Source organism: Bradyrhizobium sp. JHI2711 (genome assembly GCF_056156565.1).
Window position 1 is genome coordinate 2,248,684 of record NZ_JBPZPT010000001.1, and the last position, 12,508, is coordinate 2,261,191.

Here is a 12,508-nt window from a genome sequence, read left to right on the forward strand (position 1 = left end):
GACCTGCAGGAAGCGGAAGCACATCAGGCCGGAGCCGATCGGAATGGTGAGATACACCACCCACATCGGCGCCTCGAGGTCGTTGGACTGTTGGCCGCTGTGCCACATGTGGCTGACGAAGGCGGCTCCGAAATAGCCCACGATGGCGGTGAACAGCGCGCCGCACAGGAGGCCGAAGGTGATGATGCGGCGGCGCGAGCCGCCCGGCAGGATGTTGACCAGCACGTCGACGCCGACATGGATGCCGGTCCGCACGCCGTAGGCGGCGCCGAACTTCGCCATCCAGATGAACATGTAGATGCAGAGCTCCTGCGCCCATGACAAATCGAGGGCGGCAAGCCAGGCGAACGTCGCGCGCGCGGGCACGGCGAGGACGGTGAGGTTGCGGGCTTCCGCCCATTTGGCGAGGTCGATCGACAGCCCGGCGCCGTAACGGTGCACCACCGCGACGAAGATGAGCGACGTCGCAGCCGCGATCATCGTCGCGATCAGCCATTCCTCGAGATGATCGAGAAAGCGATTCAGCACACGCAGCAACTTGGTCCCCCCGGATTGGATCATTCAAGCGCAACGGCCGGGAGCGCAATTGCCCCCGACCGTTGGTACTGTTGTTATTGGGCCGCAGCCGTCGGTAACAACGAGAGCTAAGCGCTGCCAAGCTAACGTGATGACCGCCGGATGCGCAAGCCGGCATCCGCGCGAGTCCAAGGCAACGCGTGCTATGCCGCATTGCGGCAGCGCCATCAGCCTTTCCGTTGCGCGACCATGAAGAGGCGCCGGAACGGGAACAGCGTCTGCCCCGCCGCATTCTTCGGATAGGCGCTCGCGACGCGCATCCCGTAGGCGGCTTCGAACGCGGCCTTCTCCTCGCCTTGGAGCACGTCGAGATAGCGCGTCAGCCAGGTGCCCTTGGTCCATTCCTTCACGGGATTGTCGCCTTCGAGCACCTGCAGATATTCGGTCTCCCAGATGTCGATGTTGGCCGACATCGGCGCGAGCAGATCGTGATAGAAGCCCGGCCCTTCCACCGGCGGCGGGGTGACGAGATGCTCCACCTTGGAGCGCCATGGGCCGTCGAGCGCAGTCTCGCCGATCAGCACATGCGAAGGCGCGAGGAAATTGCGCGGCATCTGCACCGCGAGCACGCCCCCGGGCGTCACCTTCTCCATCAACGACGGAAACAGTGCCGCATGATTGGGCAGCCAATGCAGTGCGGCATTGGAATAGATCAAGTCGTACTGCCCAGCGGGACTCCAATGGCCGAGATCCTCATGTGACCATTCCACGTCAGGCGCGGCCTTGCGTCCTGCCGCGACCATCTCCGTCGAGCCCTCGACCCCGGTCACGCGTGCCTCCGGCCAGCGCTCCCTGATCAATTTGGTGACGTTGCCGGCGCCGGCGCCGAGATCGGCGATCGCGCGTGGGGCAAAATCGGGAATCCGCATCAACAGGTCGACGGCGGGCCGGAGCCGATGGCCGGAGAACTTCAGATATTGCTGCGGATCCCAGACCATCCTTCGACGCCTTTTGTTTTTCGTATTTCCTTCGCCAAGGCTTTTGTCCTTAAACAAGGCTCTTGTCCTTCGGCAAGCCTCTTGGTTACCACTGCTCGTCCCGGTCGGGCAATTCGCAAGCCCGCGGGACAGAGCGGCAAACGAACAACAAAAAGCAGGCAGGACCAAGGGAGCGTGCGACCATGGACCTCGGGCTCAAATCGAAAACCGCTGTCATCACCGGCGCGAGCATCGGCATCGGCCGCGCCATCGCCAGGGGCCTCGCCGCCGAAGGCGTGCGCGTCATCGGCGTGGCGCGCCGTACCGATCTCCTCGCCGAGCTGGTGAAGGAGATTGCTACAAGGCAAGTGCACTCCCTCTCCCGCTTGTGAGAGAGGGCTGGGGAATGTTTCCGGAATGGGATAGCCCCGAGAGGAGAAAGCCCTGACCCGCGCCGGAGCCTGTCGTCGGGCGCGCCGTGGGCGCGAGCCGGTGGCGTGACCTCTCCCGCATCCGCCTTCGCCAAGGCTTCGGCTGACAAGAGCGGGAGAGGTTGCACCGAGCCCGTGGCAATCGATTCAACCTAAAGCCATTCCGCTCTAACTGCGCATCCGACAGCCTCATTGTCGCCGGACCTCACGGTTTGACGTAGCTCCAGCCCTGTTCCTGCAGCTCCATGACGCGGACGACACCCGATTTGACCACCGTCGCCTGCGGAATCAGATTGATGTCCTTGTTCTCCGCCTTCCGCATATTTTCCTGGGTGTTGCCGCAGGCCTTGAAGGAGATTTCGGGATTGCTCATCGCGAGCACCTCGATGCGTGGCTTTACCGGCGAGGTATCATCGCGCAGCATATGAAGACCGGGACCAAAGGTGACAATCTCGATTGAGACTGGTTCACCGAGATCGCGGTAATATTGCGCGACATTGGTGGCATTGTTGAGCGTGAGGTTCATCATCGCAGGTTCGTTGGAATTGACCTGCAATATTAGCTGGTGCGGCTTTTTGACGATATCGGGTTTTGTCGCCTGAGCCATCGCCGCCCGTGTCGCAGCGGTTTGCTTGCTCGTGTGAGTCTGCCCCGGCTTGCTCACGTGCATCCGTCTAGTCGGTTGCTTCGGATCGCGTGCCTGATTCTTCTCGCTCATCTGCGGGATCAACTGGTTGTCCTGTTGCGCCTGCGCGCTTGGTTCGACCAGAAGCACCATCGCCAGGCCGCCGATGATTGCTATCGTCAACTTCGGATTGATCATCTCGTGTCTCCCGTTCCTTGACCATCACCTTCCCGGTCTGGCGACGCTATGTGGCCATTTGCATGCAGCCGCCATTCTCTTGCGCACGTTCTCGAATCCGCTGAGCAGGAACTGTCCGTCTTGCACCTGACCAGTGCGGGCGAAAAGGCGCACGACGATGTGACCCTCGTCGGGTAGCGCGTTCAGCAACTTTACGACGTCGCCCCCGAAAGCGACGCCGGAGCCGAATGACGGCGACGCCGCCGCGAGTTGCATCGGCGTGTCCGCATTCAGCCGAAAGGAGATGACGTATTCGTTGGCGCTCCGTGACAGCGCCGGTCCGGCGACCGTGACTTCCGTTCGGCCTTTGCGGCAGTGGATTGCGAGTTGCATCGTGGCTCCATCCGAGCCGCCAACCGAAAAGGTGGTGGCGGTGACGACGGGTGAATAGTCGACCGGCGAGGTGGTCTCGCTGATCAGCCAGCCGCCGTCTGACGCCCGCCGCCCGGGCGGCGGAATCTTACGTGACAGTTCTTGCAGGCATTCCAGCCGGCCCCGCCCTTCCATCGCCGAACAAGCCCGAAGTGATTCGACGGCATCGCCCGTGTCTTGCGCGTAAGCGATTCCGCAGGCTACGTTCAAGGCGACGGCGAACGGAGGAACGGCACTCTTCATGGCCTCGCCTGTACGCTGCGTGCCTTGCGATCCAGCCATTCCTGCGCAGCCGGGAAGCGGGTGAGCCCGGGGACGGACGCCGCGAGATTGATGGACTGCCATTTCGGATCGAAGCCTGGTGCCTGCAGGCGGTCAATCCGCGAGAACAGGTACTCGACGAGGCGCGCCACGCGTTGATAGCGGTTTGAGCGTGGCGGCCAGTTGAATGCAACGAGAGCCGTCGGCACGGCAAGAGTCGCAACCCGCTCACCCTGTTTGATCAGATTGGGATACTCGTTGGCGTTCAAGGTCGCCGGCAGATAATAGTCCTCGAATTTCCTGTCGTAATGGACCGGCAGGAACTTGAATCCAGCTTCCCAGCGGCCTCGCACGAAGGCGTCCACGGGCTTCGACGTGATGAACACGACGGCCGACATCTCCCCCTTGCGCATCTGTTCCAGGGCAAGCTGATGCGGAATGAACGTCTTGTCGACGTCGATGCCGAGGCGGCTGAAGATCAGCGGACCGGAATAGGCGGCTGCGGTGCCCTGAGTATTGAAGTTCACCTTCTTGCCGGCAAGGTCCTGCAGGCTCGTGATCTCCGGCCGCACGAAGATGTGCAACTCGGACGGAAACAGATTGAGCAGATAAGTGATGCGGCTTTGGATCTGCGGAACCTGAAGCTTGTACTCCTCGAGCGCGTCGGAATTGATGATCGCGGTATCGACACCACGCAGATAGAGCAGCGCATTCAGATTGTCGGTGGCGCCCCGGGTGACGATCGGCAGGAGATGCAGCTCTGCTCCGTCGTCGACGACACGGGCCATTTCTGCCGCGAGGCGGATCGGCGCGCCCTCGAGCAGGCCGCCCGCGAGCCCGACGGTCCAGGCGTTCATCCGGCCCTTTTCGCTCTCCTGAGGGAGCGGCCGTCGGAGCATTTGTGCATCCGCCTTGGCCGATCTTGCGGTTTGTGCTTCCAGGCAAGTCGTTTGAAGCAGCACGGCAATCGGCACCAGCGCGGCGAGCACGAGCGACGAGAGCGACCTTGGCAGCTTGTTCATGTCGTTCCTTTCCGGATTGCCCACCGTCACCACTCTTCCCGGCATGAATGCAAAGCCCACTCTCAGTGATGCAATGCATCCAGTCGTTCCTTGGCTCCGCGAATGCCGCTCCTCTGTGCCTTCGCGTAGAGCTCGCGCGCCTTGGCCGCCTCGCCGCGCGTTCCATAGGCACCCCAAGCCGACAGAACCGCCGGATCATATGTCTCCGCGAGCATGAAGGTCGCCTGCGCACTGTTCTTCTCAGCCGCAAGCTCGAGCACAATCCGTGCTGCACCGATATTGCCCTGATCGAGCAACGCTCTGGCACGCGGGATCAATCGGGCCTCCACCTCGTCCTGGCCTGGATTCGTCGGCGGCTCCGTTGCGGTCACGTTCTGCGCCGTCGACAAGGTCGGGCCGCCGTTTCTTTGCGCCGCCGGGGCGTGCTGATCGATAAGGCGCGATACCGAGGCGATCTCGCTCTCCCTGGCTTCAGTCCTGCTCCGCTCCCGCTCCAGCGACTGTCGCAGTTCGGCGATCTCCCGGTTCGCTGCCTGTCTCTGCTGCGAGGCTGCATCGTTCGCCTCGCGCAGATGCCCGTTCAGCGATTCGATGACGCCGCGCGTTTGCGCAAGCTTGCTCTCCAGCGCGGCAGCATGAGCCTGGGCCTCTTCGAGGGCACGGCGTTGTTGCTCGGCGTTCGCCGTTGCCGACCGCGCGGCGTCCTCTTGTTGCGCGAGGGCTGCGTTCCTTTCGCGCTCCTGCTGCAAGGACTGCCGCAATTCCGCGATCTCCCCGCCCACCGCCTCGCTTTGCTCCGCCGTCGCACCGTCGGCCGTAGCCGATCCGCCAGTCATGCCGGCAAGCTCGCTCGCGAGGGCGGCGGCGCGTGACTGCGCCTCGTAGCGTTCTTGCTCAGCGCTTGCCGCTATCGCCTGCGCGGCGCTCACTCGCTTCGCCAGGACGGCGCTCTTTTCCCGCTCCTGCTGCAGGGACTGCCGCAGTTCAGCGATCTCCCACGCCGCCGCATCCCTCTGCTGTGCGGCCACCTCGTCCGCCTCGCGCGCCTGCGCGATACGAGCCTCTACTTCGCGGCGGGTTCCGGCAAGTTCGTCCGCGAAGGCGGCGCTGCGGGCTCGCTCAGTTTGAAGAGACTGCCGCAGCTCCTCCGTGGCAGTTTCCGCTGCATGCGTGCGCTGGACCGCCTCTTCGAGCTCCCTGCGCGCGCCGGCCAGTTCACCGGAGAGCGCGTCACTGCGCCCGTCGGCGTCGAGCCGTGGTGGCGGGCCCGCCGCGCTTGCGGAGACCGCCTGAATCGGGGCCTCGGACATTTCGCTCTGAAGGAGTGCTGGCGATCCGGTCGCGAAGTCAGGCCGCTGGTCGAGGCCGGCGGCGCTCCCGCCGTCGATTCGAGTTGTTTCGGCAGTCGGTTGTGCGTTGAACGGGTCGAAAGCACCGAGCAGGGTCACCCCAGCGAAGATAAGGGCGACCAGAACGACAGCTGCAATGAGCGAACTACCCGTCTCCTCCGGATCGATATCCTCGGTCTCACCCCACCAATGGGTCCGTGAAGAGCGGAGCGCTGAGCCGTCCTTTGCGCCCCATCTGCCCGTCTCGGGCGACCCGTGACCGAGCTCCTCCGCCGCATCTTCTATTCGGGTGCTTTCTCGGTCCCTGGGTGCAGTATCGATTGATTGGCGCATGCATCACGCCTCTCTCAAGAGCAACTCCAATGGAGCGATCGCCCAGCCTGTTCGCATGGTTTCGGCACCCGATCAGAACACGCGTAGATAATGTGTTGCGGCGCGGCGACACGCCCAAATTAAATATAGCAATTAACTCAAATACATATAATTTTGACCATATTCAAAAGTCAAATTAAATATGCTCGTCGGATGCCGTTAAACACCTCATACATCGCATGGAATATAGGGCTGGCGCCCCGAATCTGCGTATCTGACCATGTTCTCGTCGCGTCCAGGCATGGAGGAATGACCATGCGCATTGCATTGCCGTATTTGGGAATTGGCGTCTGTTTGTCTGTTGCCAGCTGGTTGGTGCTCGGGCTTGTGCTCTAGCAGCGGTTTTCCGTAAGAACTCGGAATCGAACTGGGGTGGTCGCGCAAAATCACCGATCCAACGGCGCTTTGATCTTTGGCATGTTCCGATCGCGGTCGGCGACGTCCCTGCCGCGCGTGTCAATCAAATTTCATGAACCTTTGCTATGGTCATCAACACTCATAGGTTTAAGTCCATTCTGTTTCTTGGCCCAGCTGTTCATTTCCTGACAGTCATAGTTTAGGGCGCGTCATGAGTACTCGTGGTCAGTGCGACCGTATTGCGATTCTGCGTCAACGTGTTTTGTCGCTCAGCTCTCAACTGACGGAGCTTCAGAACCTTCGTACCCGCCTGGAAAAGGCTGAGGAACGACGAATGCGCAAACGTTCAAAAGTTACTGGTAGCTTGGCGATGCGGCGCCGATCTTGGCAGTAGGCGAGTCGACAGCCCAAGCCCGCGTCGGGAGCGCCTCAAATTTTGGGGCCGTAACTCCCAGATGCGGGCCTTCACTTGGGCCCATGCCCGATACACACTCAGGCGTGTCCTTCGGTTGTTCTCGTGCCACCACAGCTGGCTTGAAATCGCCGAAAACGGCCTGGCTTGACCGCATGGGTGCGTGCGCTCGTGGTGTTTTTCGCCTCGCGGGCGCAGTACAATCATGGGCACGGTGATCCCCGTGGATCGGGACTGCGGCGGTATCAGTTCGAGGAAGTCATGCGATGCGTTCGGCATTGAAGAGCGTGAGTGTTGCGATCGGTCTCTTGATGCTCCTTGCCGCAGTTCACTTGACCTCCGCCGCGTTCGGCGAGGACAAGCAGAGCGCCGGCAGTCGAGATGAGACTGCCGCCTTCGATCCCATCCCGTTTGGAGGCAGAACGGATTTCCAGGTCTCAGCCCTCGCCGAGGTCCCACGGCAGGTGGCGCGCGCAGCACAACGCGAAAACTGCGACGTCGAAAAAGGCATGAAAGAGATTCCGCTTCGCTTCTTGGTCGAGAGAGAGCGCCGTTTCGTCGTCGTATATTGTCAGTGGATCGTGGGAAGTCATCTCGTCTTCGACCTCAAGGACGCGCGCCATCCGAAGCTCGTCGCGTTTCCATTCTTCGCACAGAACACCGGGTTCGGCACCACGCCGCGGCCGGGCCTCATCACCTGGCGAAAGGAGGCCGGCGTGTTCGAGGCCCTAACCGGAACAGACATGTGTCCGAGCTCTCGCCTTCGTCACGTCTACCGCCTGGGAACGACCGAAGGCTATACCAGTGGCACCAGCAGCTTCGTGCTCGTCCGCGTGGATGTCACGGCGCGCGGCTGTGGAGGTAACCAGCCGTGGTCGACGGTGTGGCAAGCACCGAACTGGCCGGAGTCGATGATCGTGCGGTGAGGACGAACGTGAGGGATGGCCAGGGTTATCGCACATGACTTGGCCGGTGCGCACGCCTCGTCCTTCGAGACGGCGCTTACGCGCCTCCTCAGAGCTCTCAGGATGAGGCTAATCGGCGTCAGTGTCTCCCGAGACTGCAGCCACACACTCCCTGCTCAGGAGCCCGCCTAAGCGGGCGTCGCGAAGGATGACCACAGGAAAAGGCTATCGGCCCTTCGGTGGATGGCGGGTTGCGGTATCAGGTCCAGGAGCGATGGCTCTCGTCCCAAGGATTGCTGCGCCGCGGAATAGTCGAGGTTACGGCAACGTTGATTTGCGTCAAGCGAGTGGTCGAGTCGTTGCGAGATCGTCGCGCGCTATCGGCGAGCCGACACGTGACTGCAGATATCCGTGTTGATCGTCTGTTGACCGGCGATCGCTTCGCATGGCGACCGGCCTTTGGAGTGCGCGCGGTGAACGTTTGGACGCGTTGGGTGCCCGGGATCGATACGCTTCGGTACTACGAAGCGGCCTGGCTTCGGCATGATGTCTTCGCAGGTCTCGTGCTGGCGACCATGCTTGTCCCGGTCGGAATTGCCTATGCCGTCGCGTCCGGTCTGCCGGGCATCCACGGCCTCTACGCGACCATGGTCCCGCTTCTGGCCTACGCGATGTTCGGTCCGAGCCGCATCATCGTGCTCGGACCGGACTCGGCGCTGGCAGCTGTCATCCTCGGCGTCATCGTCCCCCTGTCCGGCGGCGATCCGGTCCGCGCCGCAATGCTTGCCGCCATGATGGCGCTCGTTTCGGGAACGGTGCTCATTGTGGCCGGCATCGCACGGTTAGGGTTCGTGACCGAGCTGCTGTCCAAGCCGATACGGTACGGCTACATGAACGGGATCGCGCTGACCGTTTTGATCAGCCAGTTGCCAAAGCTGCTCGGCTTCTCGATCGAAAGCGAAGGACCGCTGAGAGACCTATGGGCGATCGCCGTTGGGATCGGTGATGGCAAGATCAATTGGGCCGCATTCGCAGTCGGACTTGGTACGTTGATCGTCATCCTGCTGCTCAAGGACAGCAAGCGACTGCCGGGAATCCTGATTGCCGTCGTCGGAGCGACCCTTGTCGTCTCACTCCTTGATCTGGGAACTGGTTATGGTGTGAAAGTCTTGGGGCCACTTCCACAAGGTCTGCCGGCCTTCTCCATTCCCAGGATAGGCTATGGCGATCTTATCCCCGTGCTGGCCGGCGGCTGCGCCATCGCTCTGGTCTCGTTCGCCGACACCAGCGTGTTGTCGCGAACCTATGCTGCTCGTCTGGGCGACAAGGTCGATCCGAACCAGGAGATGGTGGGCCTCGGCGCGGCCAATTTGGCGACCGGCTTTTTCCAGGGCTTCCCGATCAGCAGCAGTTCCTCGCGCACGCCCGTTGCCGAAGCCGCCGGCGCCCGCACCCAGCTCACATGTGTCGTCGGCGCGTTTGCGATCGCGTTCCTTCTGTTGGCTGCGCCAAACCTGTTGCAGCACCTGCCGAATGCCGCATTGGCCGCCGTGGTGATCGCAGCCGCAATCGGCCTGATCGAGATCAGTGATCTCAAACGAATCTACCGGATCCAGCGCTGGGAATTCTGGTTGACCGTGCTGTGCTTCGTGGGCGTAGCCGTGCTCGGCGCAATTCCCGGAATCGGCCTCGCCATCGCGGTCGCCATTGCCGAGTTTCTGTGGGACGGCTGGCGTCCGCACTCCGCAATTCTTGGGCGGGCGCAGGGCGTCAAGGGCTATCACGACATCACGAGATATCCCGATGCCCGCCTGATACCCGGACTGGTGCTGTTCCGCTGGGACGCGCCGCTGTTCTTCGCCAATGCCGAGTTCTTCAAGGAACGTATTCTGGCCGCGGTCGAGCAATCGCCGACACCCGTGCGCTGGCTGGTCGTCGCCGCCGAACCGGTCACGAGCGTCGACGTCACCGCCTGCGACACAATTGCCGAACTGGACGAGGCGCTCCACGTCAGGGGCATCGAACTTTGCTTTGCCGAGCTGAAGGATCCCGTGAAGGACAAGCTGAAGCGGTTCGGGTTGTATGCGCAGGTCGGCGAAGCCCAGTTCTTTCCGACCATCGGCTCGGCCGTCTCGAGCTACCTCCACATCAACAATGTCGAATGGGAGGACTGGGAGGATCAGGTCGAGGTCGGTCGTCGCGTCGGGTCGTGACGAGCCGGCCAGCGCGACAACCAGCGCAAGGCCGCACCTGCGGCATTTCAGCGAGCATGACGGCCCAACCGCCAGACCGCCGCCGGCAATAAGCGAGTCATTGCTCAACCGCGGGCGCGCACTTCGTCCCCGGCTTCAGGGAACATGGGCCCAATCCAATCGTTGCCTCCGCTCCACTGGAGGAAAGTTCATGCCCAAGAAATCGCTCGCCGAAATCTCAAAGGAAATGGCCGGCATCGACATCGCCATTCTCTCGACGCACACCGAGAACGGCGAGATTGCCAACCGTCCGATGAGCAACAACGGCGACGTCGCCTACGACGGCACCTCGTACTACTTCACCTACGAACAGGCGCGAACGGTATCGGACATCCAACGAAATCCCAAGGTAGCGCTCGGATTCTCATCGGAGGCGGGCCTATTCTCGAAGGGAGTCTACGTCGCGGTCGAAGGGACTGCCGAGCTGATCCGCGACAAGGCCGCCTTCCAACAGCATTGGACCAGCGACCTCGACAAGTGGTTCGACAACGGAATCGATACGCCGGGCATCGTCCTGATCAAAGTCAAAGCCAAGCGCATCACTTATTGGACGGGCCGCGAAGAGAGTGAGGTCGTGATCTGACCGACGCGGTGATCGTGCGCCGATTCCTCGATTGGTTCTTCAGGAGCCGCGAAACCGGTGCCATCACCATCGCGCAATGGCCCAACCTCATCCTATGGATCGTGATCGTCGCGGGCCTTCTGCTTTGGATCTGGCCTTCCGCGGGAAGAGCCAGCGTCGCCCTGACAATCGTCTTTAAAAGCGGACTAGTGATTTGGGGCGCCGATGAGATTATCCGCGGCGTGAATCCCTGGCGGCGCTGTCTCGGCGCTGCGGTCGTCGTCTACGAGCTCAGCACGTTTGTGCCGTAAGGTGATTTCGACGAAGCACGCCCAACCTTCGCGGTTTGCTGATCCCTGCGCATCGCGCCGCCATGCACCCGGGCTGACGCCGACGATCGCGGCCTGGAACTGGCATTTTCTCGTACGACCAATAGCCTGCCGGAGCGAGATCGAAGGGCACCGAACTTCACCCCTGCCCCGCCGGCGGGACCAGGTAGAGCGTCAGCGCGAACACCGCATAGATGAAGATCAGCAGGGCGCCGACGAACCAGGCCGAGCGCCCGCTGGCCGTGATGAAGGCCGACGTCACCGTCGCGATCATCATCATGGTGACGGCGCCCGGCCAGAACTGCAGGTCCATCGGCTTCGGCCCCACGACATAGCTGAGCAGCACCAAAGCGGGTGCGACGAACAGCGCGATCTGCGAGGCACTGCCGAGCGCGATGCTGACGGCCATGTCGAGCCGGTCCTTGCGCGCCGCGGCGAAGGCCACCGCGAATTCCGCGGCGGCGCCGACCAGCGAGACGACGATGAAGCCGACGAAGGCCGGGCTCATTCCGAAGGTTTCCGCCGCCTTCTGCACCGATTCCACGAAGATCTCGCTGACCAGCGCGACCAGCACGGTGACGACCAGCAGCGTGCCGACGGCCGTTCCGATCGGCCAGTGCGCCTCCTTGTCGTCGTCGCCGTGACCGGCGCTTGCAAACAATTCCTTGTGCGTTCGCAGCGAGAACAACAGGCCGAGCCCGTAAGCGATAATGAGCAGGACCGAAATGCCGAGGCTGAGCTTGTTGAGGATGCCCCCGCCCTGCGGCAGGTGGTCGAGATCGGCGACCGCCGAAGGCGCAAGCAAGGCGACGGTCGCCATCAGCAATAGGCCGGACGAAAGCCGCGCACCGGCGCGGTTATATTCCTGCACATGATAGCGCAGGCCGCCCAGCAACAGGCAGGCGCCCAGCATGAACACCGCGTTGGTGACGATCGCGCCCGCAATCGAGGCCTTCACCAGCATGTACTGGCCGGCGCGCAGCGCCGTGATGGCGATGATCAGCTCGGTCAGATTGCCGAGCGTTGCATTGAGCAATCCGCCCACGGCATCGCCGGTCTTCGCGGCAACCGCCTCGGTGGCGTGGCTAAGCAGCGCCGCCAGCGGAACGATGGCCAGCACCGCGAGCACAAACAGCAGCGTATGGGAATGTGGCGCCACCGTCTCGGCCACCAGCACGATGGGCACGAAGGCCAGCATCCAGAGCAAAGGGGTATTCCGGATTTCCCTGAGCAGAATCTGCATGTAGCCGCCCTTCCATCGATGCACTGATGGAAAGTTCGGGCGGCCGCGCAGGTCGAGTGTTGATCTGTCTCAACGTCGGCGTGGTGGAGGCGGCGCAGGACGCGCATGCGGCCTGCTCCCGGCCTGATCGCTTCCACGCTGGCATCCTGCCAGTGTTTTGCCCGACGGGTCAACTTGATCACGGCTGCGACCGCCGTTTTCGACACGGCAGGAAAATGCCTTGTCGATCAAAGGGCCTCCTACTGTGCATGGGGTTGTTTTTCGACTTTTCTTTTGGCCTCGCCCT

At 62.3% G+C, this 12,508-nt stretch carries 10 protein-coding genes and 2 pseudogenes; 5 read left to right on the forward strand and 7 right to left on the reverse strand.

All coding sequences use genetic code 11. The features are described from left to right. Together ACTEK7_RS10505 and ACTEK7_RS10510 are read right to left on the reverse strand one after the other, a co-directional pair. Nucleotides 1–561, reverse strand: a pseudogene (locus ACTEK7_RS10505) (TRAP transporter small permease); the annotation flags it as partial. A gap of 182 nt (nucleotides 562–743) precedes the next feature. Then, nucleotides 744–1,514 (reverse strand): methyltransferase domain-containing protein, encoded by a 771-nt coding sequence (locus ACTEK7_RS10510; protein ID WP_036025954.1) that lies wholly within the window; start codon nucleotides 1,512–1,514, stop codon nucleotides 744–746. A 182-nt stretch (nucleotides 1,515–1,696) separates the two neighbouring features. Between ACTEK7_RS10510 and ACTEK7_RS10515 the strand changes: the two are divergent. Beyond that, nucleotides 1,697–1,855, forward strand: a pseudogene (locus ACTEK7_RS10515) (SDR family NAD(P)-dependent oxidoreductase); the annotation flags it as partial. A gap of 274 nt (nucleotides 1,856–2,129) precedes the next feature. Here ACTEK7_RS10515 and ACTEK7_RS10520 read toward each other — a convergent pair. The 4 genes from ACTEK7_RS10520 to ACTEK7_RS10535 form a co-directional block, all read right to left on the reverse strand. Further along, on the reverse strand, nucleotides 2,130–2,747 hold the full coding sequence (locus ACTEK7_RS10520; RefSeq protein ID WP_074447513.1) for a DsrE family protein: 618 nt from the start codon (nucleotides 2,745–2,747) through the stop codon (nucleotides 2,130–2,132). Between the two features lie 24 nt (nucleotides 2,748–2,771). Continuing rightward, nucleotides 2,772–3,401 carry a hypothetical protein gene (locus tag ACTEK7_RS10525; protein WP_074447514.1) on the reverse strand — a complete coding sequence of 210 codons (630 nt, stop codon included), beginning with the start codon at nucleotides 3,399–3,401 and terminating at the stop codon, nucleotides 2,772–2,774. Continuing rightward, complete coding sequence (locus ACTEK7_RS10530) at nucleotides 3,398–4,441, reverse strand: TAXI family TRAP transporter solute-binding subunit (RefSeq protein ID WP_157783996.1); 1,044 nt, start codon at nucleotides 4,439–4,441, stop codon at nucleotides 3,398–3,400. Before ACTEK7_RS10530 ends, ACTEK7_RS10525 begins: the two co-directional genes overlap by 4 nt. Before the next feature lie 62 nt (nucleotides 4,442–4,503). Further along, entirely contained in the window at nucleotides 4,504–6,123 is a 1,620-nt protein-coding gene (locus ACTEK7_RS10535; RefSeq protein WP_051056872.1) for a coiled-coil domain-containing protein, read from the reverse strand. A 1,074-nt stretch (nucleotides 6,124–7,197) separates the two neighbouring features. Between ACTEK7_RS10535 and ACTEK7_RS10540 the strand changes: the two genes are divergently transcribed. The 4 genes from ACTEK7_RS10540 to ACTEK7_RS10555 all read left to right on the forward strand — a co-directional run bounded on the left by ACTEK7_RS10540 (nucleotide 7,198) and on the right by ACTEK7_RS10555 (nucleotide 10,961). Then, the gene (locus ACTEK7_RS10540; protein WP_036004343.1) at nucleotides 7,198–7,857 is read left to right on the forward strand and encodes a hypothetical protein; all 660 of its coding nucleotides are present in this window, start codon (nucleotides 7,198–7,200) and stop codon (nucleotides 7,855–7,857) included. 452 nt (nucleotides 7,858–8,309) lie between these two features. Then, complete coding sequence (locus tag ACTEK7_RS10545) at nucleotides 8,310–10,049, forward strand: SulP family inorganic anion transporter (protein ID WP_225146146.1); 1,740 nt, start codon at nucleotides 8,310–8,312, stop codon at nucleotides 10,047–10,049. A 190-nt stretch (nucleotides 10,050–10,239) separates the two neighbouring features. Beyond that, nucleotides 10,240–10,671: a pyridoxamine 5'-phosphate oxidase family protein gene (locus tag ACTEK7_RS10550; RefSeq protein WP_225146147.1), complete on the forward strand. Its 432-nt coding sequence runs from the start codon at nucleotides 10,240–10,242 to the stop codon at nucleotides 10,669–10,671. A 14-nt stretch (nucleotides 10,672–10,685) separates the two neighbouring features. Further along, nucleotides 10,686–10,961 (forward strand): hypothetical protein, encoded by a 276-nt coding sequence (locus ACTEK7_RS10555; protein WP_225127481.1) that lies wholly within the window; start codon nucleotides 10,686–10,688, stop codon nucleotides 10,959–10,961. Between the two features lie 157 nt (nucleotides 10,962–11,118). Here ACTEK7_RS10555 and cax read toward each other — a convergent pair whose 3' ends face one another. Next, complete coding sequence (gene cax, locus ACTEK7_RS10560; protein WP_225146148.1) at nucleotides 11,119–12,222, reverse strand: calcium/proton exchanger; 1,104 nt, start codon at nucleotides 12,220–12,222, stop codon at nucleotides 11,119–11,121. Between the last annotated feature and the right edge of the window lie 286 nt (nucleotides 12,223–12,508).

Coding starts and splice junctions, on each gene's coding strand:
- ACTEK7_RS10510 (WP_036025954.1), bottom strand. CDS start 1,514: ATGGTCTGGGATCCGCAGCAATATCTGAAGTTCTCCGGCCATCGGCTC.
- ACTEK7_RS10520 (WP_074447513.1), bottom strand. CDS start 2,747: ATGATCAATCCGAAGTTGACGATAGCAATCATCGGCGGCCTGGCGATG.
- ACTEK7_RS10525 (WP_074447514.1), bottom strand. CDS start 3,401: ATGAAGAGTGCCGTTCCTCCGTTCGCCGTCGCCTTGAACGTAGCCTGC.
- ACTEK7_RS10530 (WP_157783996.1), bottom strand. CDS start 4,441: ATGAACAAGCTGCCAAGGTCGCTCTCGTCGCTCGTGCTCGCCGCGCTG.
- ACTEK7_RS10535 (WP_051056872.1), bottom strand. CDS start 6,123: ATGCGCCAATCAATCGATACTGCACCCAGGGACCGAGAAAGCACCCGA.
- ACTEK7_RS10540 (WP_036004343.1), top strand. CDS start 7,198: ATGCGTTCGGCATTGAAGAGCGTGAGTGTTGCGATCGGTCTCTTGATG.
- ACTEK7_RS10550 (WP_225146147.1), top strand. CDS start 10,240: ATGCCCAAGAAATCGCTCGCCGAAATCTCAAAGGAAATGGCCGGCATC.
- cax (WP_225146148.1), bottom strand. CDS start 12,222: ATGCAGATTCTGCTCAGGGAAATCCGGAATACCCCTTTGCTCTGGATG.